Source organism: Rickettsia africae ESF-5 (assembly GCF_000023005.1).
In the GTDB taxonomy this organism is placed as follows: Bacteria; Pseudomonadota; Alphaproteobacteria; order Rickettsiales; family Rickettsiaceae; genus Rickettsia; species Rickettsia rickettsii.
Window position 1 is genome coordinate 507,083 of sequence record NC_012633.1, and the last position, 16,118, is coordinate 523,200.

The window sequence follows — 16,118 nt, forward strand, 5'->3', positions numbered from 1 at the left end:
TTCTAAATTAGATAAATTCTTTTAAACTTTTTCTATATTGGAATTTAAATATTCTATTTCGGGTCCTTTATATTCCATTATATTTTTTAATGTGGTATTAATTTCTACAAAAGATGCTTTAATCTCTTGATTAAATTTATCATCATTATTATCGTACTACAATTAGTAGAAATTTTTTGAAGTTTATCTAATATATCATTAATTCTCTCATTTTGTTGAGAAGTTGATACCATACTTGCTAAAAATTCACTTCTTCCTAAATTTCTATTAACATTATGTCAATATAGAGGTATGGTAGAGGCTTTAGTATAATCTTGTGGAAATTTATCGATCTCTTCTTTAAACCTCTTTAAGAACTTTATTGTATCATCGAATATAGGATGAGTATTTCAGGAAAGAGCAAGAGGAGTCGGTATTGCTTCCTGCATTGGATGAGTTATTGCCTCAACTTGTTTCGGGGATGTATCTTTAGATAGCTTTTCATTTTGTAGCTCAGATATATAATCATCTACTGCTTCTTTTAATTTATCTGAAACGGCACTATTTTGGGCAGGAGGCAGTATTCCGGTGTCATCCCACTCTAAATCAGTATCAGTAGTTAGCATTCCAGTATTATCCTGCTCTAAAGCGATATTATCGCTTCTACGCTCCTCACGAGGATCAGTTAGCTTATAGTAATTTTTATTTAGTAAACGAGGAACACGTGAATTGTCGCTCTTTTCATGTTCCTTAATTTCTTCAAATATACCTAGTGTCTTATAAATATTATCTATTTCTTCTTGAGTAAGTCTTTCATTGCTTACTTCTTTTTGTTGGATAGATTTTTGTAGTTCTTTTGTTACCGTTAACTTATCTTTTGCTATATTTGAATTTGATAAAATTTTCGCTTGTACTAAAAAGAGCTTCAATTAAATTAGTAGAGCTGCTTTTTCCAAATGTGGTAGATAATTCTTCTTGACTTGATGCTATTCCTGAATCAATAGAAGAAGATCTAGAAACGGTATTAGATTGAGGATTAATATTTGCCTGTTGTACATAAGATTTGCCGGTATCTATTAATAAGGTATAGTTTCTAAAGAAGGAGAATATTTACCTGTTTCTTTTTGTAGTACCGATTCATTTTGCTTGCTTAAATTTGATATAAATTTATTTGGATAATATATCAATTTTGTTATTGTTATTACTTCTGGCATATAAGACTAGAGCCTTCTTTATATTTTGCAAGATATTATCTTAACAACATCTTATATTGTAAATCTAATTCGCTTGAATTATTAGTATTACGGAAGTAATTTTTATTTACTGATATACTTTTGCTGAGTATATTTTTAGAAGCTTCTATAAGTTCTTTTTCCCCTGTCGCTTCTTTATTTTTTAACTTCTCAAATAAATTTTGTAAACCATCTGAAAAATCCCAGGCATTATCAAGGTATAAAAATTTACTTCTTATAATCTCTTGCGCTTTTTGATTGGACGTTTGTTGCACTTTTTGTTTCTCTTGCATTACTCCTAGAATGATCTTTTTATCTAATGAATTAATCACATCATAAAAATTTTTCATTTCATATAATTTTTCTCTAGGTTCTTTTATTTTTTGTAATCTCTCTCTTAATTCTTGAAATTTATCCCATTCATGTTGTTCAAGAAAAAATCCCTCTATTTTTGTATTTTTAGTATTAGGGCTTTCTCCGCTACTCAGGATTTTATTTCTAGTTGCTTGTAATCTAGATGGTTGATGAGCGTTGATATTATTAATCAAACCTAAAATTTCTTTTGATGTCTTATTAAATTCTTCATTATTAGTTGGATTTTTGATTGTTTCTTGAACTGCTTCCCTTAACTTGATTATTTCTTCTTTAAGGCTAAGTTCTACTTTTTGTTGACCGTGTGTTATAGCTTGTTCGTTTTTTTGTGAGGTAAGTACTTTTTTATCTTGCTTTATATTTAAGCTCTTTTCCTCTACTTTCTGAACAACTTCTTCCATCAATTGCAATAGATTAATATTGCCCTTTATTTCTAGTTTTTGCTCATTAGTGATCGGTAATGAATTACTTAGTCTTAATAATGCTGAAAAATCTGAAGGGGATATTAGGATATCAAGTTGAGCCTTTGTTTTTCGACCTTTTCCGTCTTCCTTAAAGCCTTCAACTTTACCAATACTCATAGGTAGATTTTTTAAATAAATTTCTTTACTAGCACCCTGTATATTTTTATCATTTGTTACTTTGAAGTTAGCTTGTTATTGAGAAACATACGGTCCCGGCGTTCTAGGGTCTATTTTGTTTATTAGAGCTTCTATAAAATAGTTGTACGTGTTATAGCTAGTTTATCTGTTTCTAAAATATTATTTAAATTAGTATTTTTTATTAAATAAAGATTTCTTATTAGCCGGTCTAATTCATTCTTATGTTTCATAATTTCCCTCTATTAATAAAAATAAACCAAAATGTAATACCATTTATGTTCAATTAACAATACTAATAATTAGTATTAATTCAATATTTTAAATCTTGTTGCATTTGTGCTTCAATAATATAATTTTATCATTTATTTTATCGTCTCAATGAGTTTTTTAACTCCCTCGACTGATTTATCAAATAGTGCTTTTTCCTCTGTGGTTAACTGCAGTTCTATTACTCTTAGAACACCTTCTTTACCGATCATAATAGGCACTCCAACATATAAATCATGTACGCCGTACTCACCTTGTAAATGAGCGGCACAAGTTAGAATCTGACGTTTATCTTTTAAATATGACTCAAGCATTTCTATTGCTGAGGCTGCGGGAGCATAATAAGCAGAACCTGTTTTAAGTAATGCAACAATCTCACCGCCGCCGTTTCTAGTACGATCGATTATTTTTTCAATATTTTCATTACTTGATAAGCCCATTTTTATCAGGTCAGGTATCGGCACGCCTGATATTGTAGAATATCTTGCAAGAGGTACCATAGCATCGCCGTGACCGCCGAGAACCATGCTATTAACATTGCTAACCGATACTTTAAACTCTTCAGCAAGAAAAAGATTAAATCTTGATGAGTCAAGTACTCCTGCCATACCGATTACTTTATTGTGAGGCAATCCGCTTTCTTTAAGCATGACATATACCATAACATCAAGTGGATTGGTAATTACTATTACAAAGGCATCAGGAGCGTATTTTTTAACATTTGCTGCAACCGTTTTCATAATACCGGTGTTAATGCTAATTAAATCTTCTCTACTCATCCCTGGTTTTCTTGGTAAACCGGCAGTAATAATTATGGCATCAGATCCTTCAATATCTTTATAGTCGTTTGTGCCTTTTATGTTGATATCAGACCCAGCTATTGTACCGGCTTGCATGAGATCCAATGCTTTTCCTTGCGGTACTCCTTCAGTCACATCAAATAACACGATATCGCCGAGTTCTCTAAGGCTAATTAAGTGGGCAAGTGTACCACCTATGTTACCGCTACCTATTAATGAGATTTTTGGATTTTGTTTCATTACTCCCTCTACAAATATTAAATATGCCTATTAATATATTACAAATAGATTCAAGAAAAAAGAATTTTTAAATTATATTGTTAATTGGTTAATTCATAAAAATTAACCATTCACATTGACTTTATTAAAATATATTAATATAATGTCGAGTCAAAAATACCATGAAACATGGAATTTTAATAAAATAACTAAAAAAATAATTATGCCTAAAATTTCTAAGTTAATAAATATTTTTAAATCTTGTATAGGAAAGGGGAGTAATGCAAAAGAATGTAAAACCACTCCAGAAATGTTTCATGATTCACGCATTAGTATTAACAATAATCTTAATAGTAAAACAGTAAAGACGTTAGTTTTGATACGGTAGATAGCCCAGAAAACAAAAGTACCCTACATTATGTAACTGACTTAGCAGACCTTAAAGAGTTACTGCAAAAAGGTATTGATCTTAATATACAAGATGAGAATGGTGATACTGCTTTAGAGGTTACAGGTAATTTTAAAAAAGCCAGAATGTTACTTGAATATGGTGCTACGGTGAGTGACTTATAAACAGATGACTGAAGTATTACATTACTGTGGTCGTAATTTAGTAGAAAACAAAATTATTCTTTCACTATTAATGCATAACAATGCTAATACTAATTTTACAAAAGCAAATTTAGTAAGACAATGTAAAGAACCGTATGAAGAGGCAGAGCGGTTAATAAAATTGAAAAAATAGAGAGCTTAATATATCAAAGTAAAGAAGTAGAGACGTTAAGAATATATGTTGACAGATTACAGAGCTTAAAAAATAAATATGAAAAAGCAAAGGATAGTAGCCAAGCTGTTTTAAAAATATTAAAAATCGATAGAGTGATGGTTTAAAAGCTCAACTTGTTATTATTGTCAAAATCTAGGGGTAATCGAAAATTATTCCGAAGTAGCTCAAGAAAATGCAGTATATAAGTGCTTGGATGAGGCTTTTAATTTGCTTGATCAAGGATTAATAGGAGAGGATGTTCAAAATACAGTAGTTTGATTCATAGCATCAAGCAATTTTTAAAAAGCACTGGTCATTTCTGTTCAGCATTGTATACATGGATCGTTTGATATCATTCCCGCGTAGGCGGAAATCTAGTAAAACCTATAAAAAATTTGTTTTTTTAGGTTTATTTTTTTAATAAATAACTTCTATATCGATATTTGAAGTTATTGTGCTAGATCCCCGCTTTTGGGCCTTGTTGCGTGGATCAGTTTTCCCGATGTCATCCCGCGCGCGACTTGATCACGGGATCCAGTTAAAAATACTAGAATTATTAGTATTTTTTATTGTTTTTATGGATCCCGTGGTCAAGCCACGGGATGACACAGGGGATTTTACCAGTCTACGCAACAATATTGAGCTACAAATGACATCGTACGCCTTTTCTGAGTCATGCAACAACGCCTACGTAGCTCATGAAGATTATAGGTATCAACGCAAGCAAGCCTTCGCAGGAATGGATATCCTTATCAACGTTGTATCATCTTATTATAATATTTTGATAAAACTTTCACGCCATATAGCCATAATAGACATACGATAATAAAACTAAACATCAATAAACCGGCTATGTCGTTATGTATGGCGTTCGGGAAAATACTAAAGGATATGAATTGAATAATAGCACCTATTGATTTACCGATTTTAGCACCCATAACATCAACTGCAGCTTTACCTTTGGTCTTCATTTCACTATCGAGCGGAATATATACCATTTCTTTGGTAGCATCAAAAAGTGAATATTTTACGGATTTAGAAAGTACATGCCAAAGTCCGCCGATAAAAACTATAACGACAAGCGGTGCACTATAGCCGAGAGTATTTACGATATTTCCTAGGTGATTTTCAAAAACCGTGAATGAAAAGAACATAACACCTGCTCCAAACATCATAATCGGTGTTATAATAGCTCCCCAAAACCAGCCGCATATTCTAATTAAACTACTGCCTAAAAACGCACTAACTAACGTGAGTATTCCCGTCCAAAAAAACACTTTGCCGTGATAGGCTATAAAATCCTTTGTAGCGGGATAGAGTTGCTGTACTTTGGACATCCATAATCCTTCTATTAGGCTAATACTCATAGAATAAGACATTACAAGAAGACAAATAAAACCGAGATATCTAGAAGTTAATATTACTTTTGCACTGTCGACCAAGCTTAATTTTAATATATCCATTCTTTGGTTTTTAAATTTAATATTTTTGTCAGCTTCTACGACTGATTTATCAATAAGTTTATGAAGAGCTAGACAAATTAATCCGGATATTAAAATAACCGTAATAAATGATTTTAAAAGAATTTCATTTGTATCGTTTAGATGAGAAAATAAAGGTAATAAGAAATGCTCACTCTTAGCAAAATAAATAATTACGGTTCCTGAGATGAGTAAATTAGTTTGTCCGAATAAAGTAAAAAATGAGTAAAATCTTGGTGCTTCTTCGACTTTAGTAATTTTATTTGCAAGCTGCCAATATAAAAGAGTAAAGACTATAATCGGCCATAACTCTCCCATAATATAAAATAATACCAAACTCCACTGTCCCCAAATTATTAAAAACCATTTTAAGTGAGGAAGAACAGTGATATAGTGCTTAATTAATTCGGGATCGGGATGAAAAAACTCTCTGTACGGAAATAAAATAAAACCAAAAATTGCGAAGAAAAATAAAAAAGTACCGGTAATTATCCTAAAAACTTGCTCGGTTGTCATAATATTACAGAGTTTAGAATAAAAAATAACAAATAAAATTCCCATCGGCATTTCGCCCCAAAGTTTGATAAAACTCAATACTTCCGAGCTCATTAAGGTAACAACAAAACTATCTTTAATACTACGAACTAAATTTTGATTAAGTAGAATAAAAAACATTAGTAAAGCCATCGGGATGAACTTGGTTAATTCATACGATCTAATCGGCCATACTATATGCCTAAATTTACTGTTTCTGGCTTTATTCCAAATTGTGAAATTAGAATCCACGCTATCCATTGATTTACTATGAGCTTATTTTTTTAGTACCGGATAGTGTTTAAAAATGTTATGTTTTTGCAAGGCTTAGAGCTTTATAGGTCATTCCCGCATATGCGGGAATGACCTCAAACGCTTTTTAGAAACTGTCCGGCTATTATTTTTTATGCACCCTAGACTATAATAAAAACTATGTCAAGATTTTTTAAAATAGTCTCATATATTGTTGTTAATTACATTTGTTATACTCAATCGCTGCTTTAATAAACTGAATAAATAACGGATGAGCTTCAAAAGGTTTAGATTTAAATTCCGGATGAAATTGTACTCCTACGAACCAACGCAGTAGCGGTAGTTCAATTATTTCTACAATCTCTTCATCTTTTGAAAAACCGCTAAATACTATTCCGTGTTTTTCAAAAATATTTTGAAATTCATTATTAAATTTATATCTATGACGATGTCTCTCATTTATTTCAAGGCTTTTATAAGCATTAGCTGCAATGGTACTTGCGACCAAACTACAAGGATAAGAGCCGAGCCTCATAGTCTTTTTTACATTTTCAATTGTTATTTTTGAGTCTTCACAGTTTTTATTTATTTTCTCAATAATTTTTGTACCGTCTACTTTAAATTCTTCCGTTACTGCATCTTTAATACCGATTAAATTCTGAGCTATTTCGATCGTCGCAAGTTGCATACCGAAACATATTCCAAAAAAAGGTATGTTATTAGTACGGGCATATTTTATTGCTATAATTTTTCCTTTAGTTGCCCGTTCTCCAAATCCACCTGGTACTAAAATCCCATCTATATCTAATAATTTTTTATTAATATTCTCTTCAGTTAAATTTTCAGCATTTATCCATGCTAAATCAATTTTGTATTTGTAATAAATACCTGCATGATCAAGTGCCTCGATTACTGATTTATAAGCATCTTTTAATTTATGATATTTAGCTATTATAGCGATTCTTACTTTTGAATTAGAATCTTTTAGCCTATTAATTATATCATACCATTTATCTAATTTAGATGGCATGATATTAATATTAAAAAATTTTAATACTTTATTATCAAGACCTGAATTATGATATGCAATTGGTACTAAATATATATTTTTTTGATCTATTGCCGGAACAACATACTCAGATTCTATATTACACAATAAAGATATTTTATCTATTTCGCCTTTTGAAATGTTACGTTCTGCACGACACACTAGTATATTAGGTGAAATACCTATAGCGCGTAATGCTTTAACTGAGTGTTGGGTAGGTTTTATTTTTAATTCACGGGCGGTTTTAACATAAGGTAATAATGTTAAATGAATAAATAAACAATTTTCGCTTTTTAATTTGTTACCAATTTGCCTTATAGCTTCAAAAAACGGTAGACCTTCAATATCACCGACTGTACCGCCTATTTCACAAATAATAAAATCAAAACCCTTGGTGTTTGAAAGTATAAAATCTTTTATTATATTTGTAACATGCGGGATGACTTGAACAGTAACGCCGGCGTAATTTCCTAAACGTTCATCTTTAAGTAATTTTGAGTATATCGCACCTGTTGTGATGCTATCAAATTTGCATGCGGAAACTCCGGTAAAACGTTCATAATGTCCAAGATCTAGATCGGTTTCTGCTCCGTCATCGGTTACATATACCTCACCATGTTCGTGAGGATTCATAGTTCCCGGGTCAATGTTAAGATAAGGGTCTAGTTTTCGTACACTTACTCTAAAACCTTTCGCTTGCAATAGCATAGCAAGAGATGCTGCCGTTAGACCTTTACCGAGTGATGAAACAACGCCGCCGGTAACAAAAATGAAATGTACCATTATTATAAACCTAGTTTACTAATATTTTCGTAAAATTTTACTGCTTTTTTTAAGTCTTCTTCCGTATCTACGGAAATAGGAACATTCTCAACTAAACATGTACCTATAGTCATGCCGTTTTCAAGGACACGTAATTGTTCTAAACGTTCTGTTTTTTCTAAAAAAGTTGGCTTAAGAGATACAAATTTTTCTAAAGCGTTTTTGCGAAAACCATACATGCCTACATGATATAAAAATTCTTCTGCACCGTTTGGAATAAGACTACGCGAAAAATACAATGCTGTTCCCGCCGAGTCAACCGCTACGGTAACATTACTACTAGCTTTCACTGATTCCCTATCTACTTTGACTATCGGTGTAACAATATCGTATTTGCTGTTTTTTAAATATTCTATAATTTTCAAAATAGAGCTAGGTTCAATGAAAGGCATATCTCCCTGTACATTAACTATGTAATTAATGTTTTGATTATTTGGAATTAATTTAAAAGCTTCATAAGTACGATCAGTACCGGTTGGGATAGCACTATCTGTGAATATTACTTTTCCTCCGACTTTTGTAATAACGCTTGCTATCTCTTCCGAGTCGGTCGCAACATATGTATGCTCAAGGCCCGCTTGATTTACTTGTGTGAATACCCGCTCGATTAAAGTTATAGAGCCGATAAGCTGCAGCGGTTTTTGTTTAAGCCTAGTTGAACTTAGCCTTGAGGGGATAATTATAGCCACGTCCTGATGCCGCATAAACTTCCTAAGTTTAAATTAAAAAATAATTGTTGACAGATTAGCCTTTTTCGGCGATAAAGTAAAACATAATTTTTGAATATATGCAATATATTTAAGAGCTCGTAGCTCAGTCGGTAGAGCATTTGACTTTTAATCAAAGGGTCCCGGGTTCAAATCCCGGCGAGCTCACCATACTTCTACACTGTGGGTTTGTAGCTCAGCTGGTTAGAGCACACGCCTGATAAGCGTGAGGTCGGAAGTTCAAGTCTTCTCAAACCCACCATTCAATCCGCTACAACAATAAAATCTGTATTATCATAATTATAAATCAAGGTGATCATTTATTAATGTTGCTAAGTTAGGATGATATTGTCAAGCTAAGGATTAGTCAAGCTAAGGATTAGATTATGAAAAAATACAAATTTACTGAAAAAGAATAAGAAATACTAGATTATTTTGAACAAGATGAGCTTTTAGAGTTACCTAAAAAAGAACTAGAGAGCCAAAAAATATAGCTAAAATTGCCGCAGCTAATTTTTTTAAAAAATCGGAAAGAATTAATATTAGATTGCCGTTATACGATTTAAATCATATAAAAAGAATTGCAGCACAAGAAAGAATGTCTTATCAAACTCTTATTGCTAGTGTTTTACACAAATACGCGTCCGGATATTTAAAATTAGATAAACTTAGTTAATCAATACTTTTTTTATATAAATAACATTTTTTCTCAATGAGTCTTTTTAGAGGTAGAAAAAGGTTAGAGGGTAAATTATCAAGAGCAAACCACTACCAGTTTTCTACTTTATGAGCCTCAAGATTCTGTAATTCATGCTCATTTAAACAATGAGCTTTAAGGCAAATCAAGATGTAATACTTTTGTTCTTTTTCAAAAATATTGTTAGTCACCGCTATCAATTGTGGATTTTCAATGATCAGATTTGTTTCTTCTAAAACTTCACGGATAGCACATTCTACAAATGTTTCTCCAAATTCTAAATGTCCACCGACAGGAGCATAACTAGACTCACCATGGGAACTAATATGTTTACCTAATAAAATTTCATTCCTATTATTCAAAGATTAAAATACCGATACCGATGCGTAGGTGGTTAGTCATATCTAACTATTAACTCTGGATTGACTTATTAATATCGTATGTTAGCTTCTAAAGCAAATAAAAAAATATTGCTTATTTAAATACTGTGCGCTATTTGTAGATTATATTTAATATTTACCTGTAGTTATGAATTCTACCAATCAATTGCAAAATAATAGCTTAACTAATTCTTGGCTTAAGCTTGGTATTTTATCCTTGGGATTTGCGGGTTTATATTCAATTATTTTGGTGGTACTACGTACCCCGCAATTATCAAGCTTTTTCCCAAATCCGCATATTTTCAAATCTGCTTTAATTATTCATGTTAATTTATCGGTATTGATTTGGTTATTGTCCGTTACGGCTAGTGTTTGGGGAGGTGAAACGTCATTGCGAGGAGAGGCAAAGCCTCGACGCGGCAATCTCATGAAACAATACAAAATTTCTGAGATTGCCACGCTCTCTACGTTCGCTTGCAATGACGTGTTTCGCCTTTACCCCAAACTTGCTTTTCTAGCTACTCTTCTAATCGCCATCTCCCCAATAGCTGGGCATAATCCGGTGATGAATAATTATATACCGATGCTTGAAAATATCGTATTTATTGGGGGGTTAAGCTTATTTGGTGTTACATTGCTATTGTACGCTATAAATATTTTATATTTCTTCGATTGGACGAACTTAAATAGTCTAGTTAATTTTACCGTATTATCGACTATTATAATGTTTATTTTAAGCTTTGTTTGTTTTGGATGGTCTTATAATGGCTTGCAAAACATCATTCAAATTATTCCAATCGAGATAGAATTTTATTATGAATTACTTTTTTGGAGCGGAGGTCATTTACTGCAATTTATATATACTCAAATATTAATATTTATTTGGGTTAGTTTATTTAGAGAGTTAATAGCTAGAGAAGTGAAATGTCAAAAATTCTATCTTTTCTTACTTTATTTAAATTTTATTTTCGGAATTCTTACACTTTTCGGTCATATATTTTATGATATTATCGATGGAGCCTTCAAAGTATTCTATACAAATCATATGAAATATCTAGGCGGCATTGCTCCTGTTTTATGTTTAATAGGTATGGGGGTTGAGTTGGTGTGGGTATTTGTCATCCCGCGGGATGACACGGTTACAATAAATGACAGAGTAATCAAAACCATCTTACTTTGCTCTATTACTTTATTCTTACTTGGCGGGCTTATAGCAATGAATATCACAGGGATAAATGTAGCAATTCCTGCTCATTATCACGGGTCTATAGTAGGGATTAGCATTGCTTGTATGGGGTGTAGTTATTTGGGTATTGGGAGGTATCAACGTCATTGTGAGCGACTAAAAAGAGCGTGGCAATCTCATGAGGTAATACAAAAACTCCCTAGATTATCGTGTCGGCACTTCGTGCCTCCTCGCAATGACAATATTATTAATTTTACATTTTACCTCCTAACATTCGGGCAGATTCTGCACATACTAGGTCTAGCATTCGCCGGTGGTTACGGTGTTATGCGGAAAGACCCAAATAGTGTAATGCCGATGTCAGCTAAGCTATTAATGGGAATGATGGGCGGAGGAGGGGTTATTGCTATAGTAGGCGGCTTGATGTTTGTATATATTTGTGTTAAAGTAATATTTTTTAAAAGTATAAAACTAGCACATGAGTAAACCAACTAGAGAAGAAGCTACAGAGGCAGTAAGAACGTTACTAAAATTCATTGGTGAAGATCCAAGCAGAGAAGGGTTGCTTCAAACGCCTGATAGAGTAATTAATAGCTACGTAGAAATATTTTCCGGTTATGGAAAGGATGTAGCAGAAATATTAAATACCAAGTTTTATGAAACTTGTAATTTTCAAGATTTTATCTTACTGAATATAAAATTTACCTCTTTCTGTGAACATCATATATTACCTTTTAACGGTACAGTAGATATAGCTTATATTCCTGATAATTGTATTGTCGGCATAAGTAAGCTAGCACGAATAGTAAATATTTTTGCTAGAAGACTACAAATCCAAGAAAAAATGACGGTACAGATAGCAGAAAGCGTGCAGGAGAATTTAAAGCCGCTTGGCGTTGCCGTTAAGATTTCTGCCGTACATAGCTGTATGTCAATGCGTGGCGTAATGCAAGATAATAGTGTTATGAATACCATGCATTATACGGGTATATTTGCCGAACAGCAGAAATATCGTCATGAGTTTTTAAACCTTACTGCTAAAAGGTGATACGTTATTAATGTCATTTCTGCGGAAGTGGGAATCCAGTCATTTTGTCATACCGTGACTTGATTGCGGTATCCAGAAAAAAATTTAAAAAAACTGGATCCCGTGGTCAAGCCACGGGATAACCAAATAAATGATTATAAATATAGCAAGAAAGTAAATAAAATATGTTATTATCAAAATATTTTTTACCTGTATTAAAGGAAGAGCCAAGTGAAGCTCAAGTAACTTCGCATAAATTAATGCTTAGAAGCGGAATGATTAGGCAGCAAGCAGCAGGGATTTATACTTGGCTTCCGCTTGGCTTAAAAGTATTGAAGAATATCGAGAATATAGTACGCTTAAATATGAATAAAGCGGGAGCTTTGGAAGTTCTAATGCCTTGCATTCAGCCGGCACATTTATGGATGGAATCGGGACGTTTTGATAATTACGGTAAAGAAATGCTGAAATTTCAAGATCGCCACGATAATACTTTACTATTCGGTCCTACTAACGAAGATATGATTACGGATATTTTTCGTCATAATATTAAGTCATATAAGGATTTGCCGAAAAATCTTTATCATATCCAATGGAAATTTCGTGATGAGATTAGACCTCGTTTTGGTGTTATGAGAGGACGAGAGTTTTTAATGAAAGATGCTTATTCTTTTGATATAAATGAAGAAAATGCCGTTAAAACCTATAATCAAATGTATAAGGCTTATATCAATGCTTTCAGGGATTTAGGCGTGTTTGTTATCCCTGTTATTGCCGATAACGGTCCGATCGGTGGCAATTTAAGCCATGAGTTTCATATAATCGCTGAAACTGGTGAAAGTACTATTTATTACGATAAAAAATTTAAGACATTAAAAGATAATCCTGATATCGATGTAGAGGAAATTAAAAGTTGGTACGCAGCAGCTGAAGAAAAATATGAAGTAAATAAATTACCTATATCTGAGCAAGAAATAACCAGCAGTAAAGGAATAGAAGTCGGGCATATTTTTTATATAGGCTCAAAATATTCGGTTAATATGAATGCACTTATTAATGATGAGTATGGTAAACTAACTCCTATAGAAATGAGTTCTTACGGCATAGGCATTTCAAGGTTAGTTGCTGCTATCATAGAAGCAAATTGCGATGAGAAAGGTATCATATGGCCTTCTAGCGTTGCTCCTTTCAAAGTTTCTCTAATTAATTTAAATATTCATGATAGTAAATGCGTAGAGCTTGCGGAAATGGCTTATAAAGAGCTATCAGATAAAAATATAGAAGTGTTATATGATGATACCGAAGCACGTCCAGGCAGTAAATTTGCAACGCATGATCTTATAGGCTCACCTCATCAAATTATAATTGGTCCTAAAAAAGCCGCAAATAATATTGTTGAATTAAAAGATCGTAAAAGTGGTGTTATAGAAGATATTGAGGTAGGTAGTCTAATGAGTGTATTGTAAAATAAAGAGATATACGTCATTACGAGAAAATTGCATAGCAATTGATGAGGCAATCTTAGGAGTTTGTTATTATTTCGTGAGATTGCCACGCAGTCTACGGCTGCTCGCAATGACGATTTTGGAGTCATGCAATAAGGCTAATACCCTATGGGAATGATATAGCAAAAATATTCTGGGTAGACAATGATAATATCATATGATACTATCATATAATGAATAGTAAACCGTCTTTTCAAATAACTAATAAAATCTTGGAGTTATCACAAGATATTTCTTATGAGCTTGGTATTTTAGCCGGTAGCAAGCTTTACTCTCAACCTATAAAACTTAGAAAAAATAATCAAATTAAAACCATCCATTCTTCTTTAGCAATTGCAGGAAATAGTTTAAGCGTAGAGCAGATAACCGATATAATAAACGACAAGCGTGTACTCGCACCTGAAAAAGATATTGTAGAAGTAAAAAATGCTATAAAACTATACAATAATCTGACTATATTTAATCCCTTCAAAATTGAATCATTATTAAAAGCACATGAGATATTAATGCAAGGATTAGTAGAAGATAACGGAAAGTGGCGTAAAGGTAATGCCGCTATATTTAAAGGCACAGAGATTATATATTTTGCCCCTACGGCACGCCGTGTATCTTTATTAATGCAGGATTTATTTGAGTTTATAGCACAAGATAAGCAAATTTCTGGAATAGTTAAAGCTTGTATATTTCATTATGAGTTTGAATTTATCCATCCTTTTTCAGACGGTAACGGACGAATAGGTAGATTATGGCAACAATTATTACTAATGCAAGCTAATAAAATTTTTGAGTATATTTCCGTTGAAAGTTTGATAAGGAATAATCAAAGTGAATATTATAGTGTTTTAAGTAAGTGTGATAAGCTTGGTGAATCGACCTTATTTATCGAGTTTATGCTTGATAAAATAGTTGCAGCATTAAGATTATATAGTAATAATATTACATATGAGGCAAATACGCCTTTATCTAGAATGGAATTTGCTAAGGTTAATTTAATAGATCAATGGTTTTCTAGAAAAGATTATATTACTGTACATAAAAATATTTCTACGGCAACGGCTAGTAGAGATTTGTTATATGGTTTAGAGCGTAAACTTTTAATAAGTAAAGGGTATAAGAATCAAACTTATTATAAGTTTGTGTAGTTTTTAATGTCATTCCCGCTTTCGTGTATGAGTGTTAACTTAAGAGAAGAAAAAACCTCTGATGCCATTTCCGCGAAAGCCGGAATCCAGTACTTTAAAGCTTTTTAAAAGCTCGATTTATCTTGCTTTATCCCTAGATTTCTGCTTTCGCAGGAATAACATCATATCACTGATTTAAAAAGAGATTAACATGAAAAATTTTATAAAATATTTGTTTTTCACCGGTCTATATATAGTAGTGACGATAATAGTTGCTTATATGGTTTTGGCTCAAACTATTCCTAATGATGGGCAGTGTCATATGATGGATAGACCGTTTGTTATTCATTACATCTTAGCAGCAATTATTACCGCTTTACCGACACTAATTTTAATATATAGTAAAAAGAAAAAGTAAATATATGATCGGTCAATTAAGTGGTAAAGTTGATGCCCAAGGCGATGATTACGTTATAATTGACGTAAACGGGGTAGGGTACTTAGTCTATGCTTCAGGTAAAACTTTAGGTAAACTTGCTGAAGGGGAGTTTTATAAACTATTTATCGAAACCCATGTTAGAGAGGAACATATTCATCTTTACGGTTTTTTGAATCTAGAAGAGAAGATTTTTTTTAATTTACTACAATCAGTAAACGGTATAGGTACAAGAATGGCTTTATTTATCTTATCAAGCCTTACGCCTTCAGATATTCAAATTGCTGTAAATAATGAAGATAAAAATATATTTAAAGCAATATCCGGAGTAGGGGCTAAACTTGCTGAACGTATAGTGCTAGAGCTGAAAGGTAAAGTAGCGAAAATATCAAGCGGTTCAGCTATTATTAAAGAGAGCTTAAATATTAAGCATATCACACCCGTTGCAAGTAATGAAGTAATAAAAGCTCTAGTAAATCTAGGATTTTCTAGATTTGAAGCTCAAAACGCTGTTCAAGGCATCATTACCCAAAATCCCGAAATCTCTATTGATGAATTAATCAAAACAGCCCTGAAAAATCGAAATTCTAATTTTTAGTTGATAAATTAGCAGTTATTTTATATTAATTTTAATTACTAAAATTAATAGGTACAATATATGTCCAAGTTAATAGAATATTTAGGA

General features: G+C 32.3%; 15 protein-coding genes, 2 tRNA genes and 1 pseudogene. 9 read left to right on the forward strand and 9 right to left on the reverse strand.

Annotated features, from left to right (window positions below; translation table 11 throughout):
- Nucleotides 1–21 precede the first annotated feature (21 nt).
- The 5 genes and pseudogenes from RAF_RS10555 to mdh all read right to left on the reverse strand — a co-directional run bounded on the left by RAF_RS10555 (nucleotide 22) and on the right by mdh (nucleotide 3,492).
- Nucleotides 22–233 (reverse strand): annotated as a pseudogene (locus tag RAF_RS10555) (hypothetical protein).
- A 156-nt stretch (nucleotides 234–389) separates the two neighbouring features.
- Nucleotides 390–908: a hypothetical protein gene (locus RAF_RS02635; protein WP_041471846.1), complete on the reverse strand. Its 519-nt coding sequence runs from the start codon at nucleotides 906–908 to the stop codon at nucleotides 390–392.
- A gap of 147 nt (nucleotides 909–1,055) precedes the next feature.
- A complete protein-coding gene (locus RAF_RS09765) occupies nucleotides 1,056–1,193 on the reverse strand; it encodes a hypothetical protein (protein ID WP_162465575.1) in 138 nt (45 codons plus the stop codon).
- Between the two features lie 35 nt (nucleotides 1,194–1,228).
- The gene (locus tag RAF_RS09770) at nucleotides 1,229–2,164 is read right to left on the reverse strand and encodes a hypothetical protein (protein ID WP_234943927.1); all 936 of its coding nucleotides are present in this window, start codon (nucleotides 2,162–2,164) and stop codon (nucleotides 1,229–1,231) included.
- 383 nt (nucleotides 2,165–2,547) lie between these two features.
- Entirely contained in the window at nucleotides 2,548–3,492 is a 945-nt protein-coding gene (mdh, locus tag RAF_RS02660) for a malate dehydrogenase (RefSeq protein ID WP_012719631.1), read from the reverse strand.
- A 556-nt stretch (nucleotides 3,493–4,048) separates the two neighbouring features.
- On the opposite strand from mdh, the gene RAF_RS09775 reads away from it, so the two are divergent.
- The gene (locus RAF_RS09775; protein WP_032849810.1) at nucleotides 4,049–4,216 is read left to right on the forward strand and encodes a hypothetical protein; all 168 of its coding nucleotides are present in this window, start codon (nucleotides 4,049–4,051) and stop codon (nucleotides 4,214–4,216) included.
- Between the two features lie 773 nt (nucleotides 4,217–4,989).
- On the opposite strand, the gene tlc2 is transcribed toward RAF_RS09775, so the two are convergent.
- The 3 genes from tlc2 to RAF_RS02685 form a co-directional block, all read right to left on the reverse strand.
- Nucleotides 4,990–6,513 carry a nucleotide exchange transporter Tlc2 gene (gene tlc2 / locus RAF_RS02675; protein ID WP_012719633.1) on the reverse strand — a complete coding sequence of 508 codons (1,524 nt, stop codon included), beginning with the start codon at nucleotides 6,511–6,513 and terminating at the stop codon, nucleotides 4,990–4,992.
- Nucleotides 6,514–6,721: 208 nt separating this feature from the next.
- Entirely contained in the window at nucleotides 6,722–8,335 is a 1,614-nt protein-coding gene (locus RAF_RS02680; protein WP_012719634.1) for a CTP synthase, read from the reverse strand.
- A 2-nt stretch (nucleotides 8,336–8,337) separates the two neighbouring features.
- Nucleotides 8,338–9,078 carry a 3-deoxy-manno-octulosonate cytidylyltransferase gene (locus RAF_RS02685; RefSeq protein ID WP_012719635.1) on the reverse strand — a complete coding sequence of 247 codons (741 nt, stop codon included), beginning with the start codon at nucleotides 9,076–9,078 and terminating at the stop codon, nucleotides 8,338–8,340.
- A gap of 98 nt (nucleotides 9,079–9,176) precedes the next feature.
- On the opposite strand from RAF_RS02685, the gene RAF_RS02690 reads away from it, so the two are divergent.
- Nucleotides 9,177–9,252, forward strand: a tRNA-Lys gene (locus RAF_RS02690).
- A 14-nt stretch (nucleotides 9,253–9,266) separates the two neighbouring features.
- A tRNA-Ile gene (locus tag RAF_RS02695) sits at nucleotides 9,267–9,343 on the forward strand.
- 506 nt (nucleotides 9,344–9,849) lie between these two features.
- Here the strand turns inward: RAF_RS02695 and RAF_RS07690 are convergent.
- Nucleotides 9,850–10,140 carry a nucleotide triphosphate diphosphatase NUDT15 gene (locus RAF_RS07690; RefSeq protein WP_012719637.1) on the reverse strand — a complete coding sequence of 97 codons (291 nt, stop codon included), beginning with the start codon at nucleotides 10,138–10,140 and terminating at the stop codon, nucleotides 9,850–9,852.
- Nucleotides 10,141–10,306: 166 nt separating this feature from the next.
- Here RAF_RS07690 and RAF_RS02705 point away from each other — a divergent pair, with 166 nt between their 5' ends.
- The 6 genes from RAF_RS02705 (at nucleotide 10,307) to ruvA (ending at nucleotide 16,031) form a co-directional block, all read left to right on the forward strand.
- Nucleotides 10,307–11,830: a cbb3-type cytochrome c oxidase subunit I gene (locus RAF_RS02705; protein ID WP_012719638.1), complete on the forward strand. Its 1,524-nt coding sequence runs from the start codon at nucleotides 10,307–10,309 to the stop codon at nucleotides 11,828–11,830.
- Entirely contained in the window at nucleotides 11,823–12,392 is a 570-nt protein-coding gene (gene folE, locus RAF_RS02710) for a GTP cyclohydrolase I FolE (RefSeq protein WP_012719639.1), read from the forward strand. Before RAF_RS02705 ends, folE begins: the two co-directional genes overlap by 8 nt.
- 164 nt (nucleotides 12,393–12,556) lie before the next feature.
- On the forward strand, nucleotides 12,557–13,837 hold the full coding sequence (proS, locus tag RAF_RS02715) for a proline--tRNA ligase (RefSeq protein WP_010977166.1): 1,281 nt from the start codon (nucleotides 12,557–12,559) through the stop codon (nucleotides 13,835–13,837).
- Between the two features lie 212 nt (nucleotides 13,838–14,049).
- A complete protein-coding gene (locus tag RAF_RS02720) occupies nucleotides 14,050–15,018 on the forward strand; it encodes a Fic family protein (RefSeq protein WP_012719640.1) in 969 nt (322 codons plus the stop codon).
- A 190-nt stretch (nucleotides 15,019–15,208) separates the two neighbouring features.
- Nucleotides 15,209–15,415: a hypothetical protein gene (locus tag RAF_RS02725; protein WP_004995893.1), complete on the forward strand. Its 207-nt coding sequence runs from the start codon at nucleotides 15,209–15,211 to the stop codon at nucleotides 15,413–15,415.
- 4 nt (nucleotides 15,416–15,419) lie between these two features.
- The gene (ruvA, locus tag RAF_RS02730; RefSeq protein WP_012719641.1) at nucleotides 15,420–16,031 is read left to right on the forward strand and encodes a Holliday junction branch migration protein RuvA; all 612 of its coding nucleotides are present in this window, start codon (nucleotides 15,420–15,422) and stop codon (nucleotides 16,029–16,031) included.
- Nucleotides 16,032–16,118 lie beyond the last annotated feature (87 nt).

What these genes read in the sequence shown, in the direction of transcription:
- RAF_RS09765 (WP_162465575.1), bottom strand. Translation starts at nt 1,193, where the DNA reads ATGCCAGAAGTAATAACAATAACAAAATTGATATATTATCCAAATAAA.
- RAF_RS09770 (WP_234943927.1), bottom strand. Translation starts at nt 2,164, where the DNA reads ATGAGTATTGGTAAAGTTGAAGGCTTTAAGGAAGACGGAAAAGGTCGA.
- mdh (WP_012719631.1), bottom strand. Translation starts at nt 3,492, where the DNA reads ATGAAACAAAATCCAAAAATCTCATTAATAGGTAGCGGTAACATAGGT.
- RAF_RS09775 (WP_032849810.1), top strand. Translation starts at nt 4,049, where the DNA reads ATGACTGAAGTATTACATTACTGTGGTCGTAATTTAGTAGAAAACAAA.
- tlc2 (WP_012719633.1), bottom strand. Translation starts at nt 6,513, where the DNA reads ATGGATAGCGTGGATTCTAATTTCACAATTTGGAATAAAGCCAGAAAC.
- RAF_RS02680 (WP_012719634.1), bottom strand. Translation starts at nt 8,335, where the DNA reads ATGGTACATTTCATTTTTGTTACCGGCGGCGTTGTTTCATCACTCGGT.
- RAF_RS02685 (WP_012719635.1), bottom strand. Translation starts at nt 9,078, where the DNA reads ATGCGGCATCAGGACGTGGCTATAATTATCCCCTCAAGGCTAAGTTCA.
- RAF_RS02705 (WP_012719638.1), top strand. Translation starts at nt 10,307, where the DNA reads ATGAATTCTACCAATCAATTGCAAAATAATAGCTTAACTAATTCTTGG.
- folE (WP_012719639.1), top strand. Translation starts at nt 11,823, where the DNA reads ATGAGTAAACCAACTAGAGAAGAAGCTACAGAGGCAGTAAGAACGTTA.
- proS (WP_010977166.1), top strand. Translation starts at nt 12,557, where the DNA reads ATGTTATTATCAAAATATTTTTTACCTGTATTAAAGGAAGAGCCAAGT.
- RAF_RS02720 (WP_012719640.1), top strand. Translation starts at nt 14,050, where the DNA reads ATGAATAGTAAACCGTCTTTTCAAATAACTAATAAAATCTTGGAGTTA.
- RAF_RS02725 (WP_004995893.1), top strand. Translation starts at nt 15,209, where the DNA reads ATGAAAAATTTTATAAAATATTTGTTTTTCACCGGTCTATATATAGTA.
- ruvA (WP_012719641.1), top strand. Translation starts at nt 15,420, where the DNA reads ATGATCGGTCAATTAAGTGGTAAAGTTGATGCCCAAGGCGATGATTAC.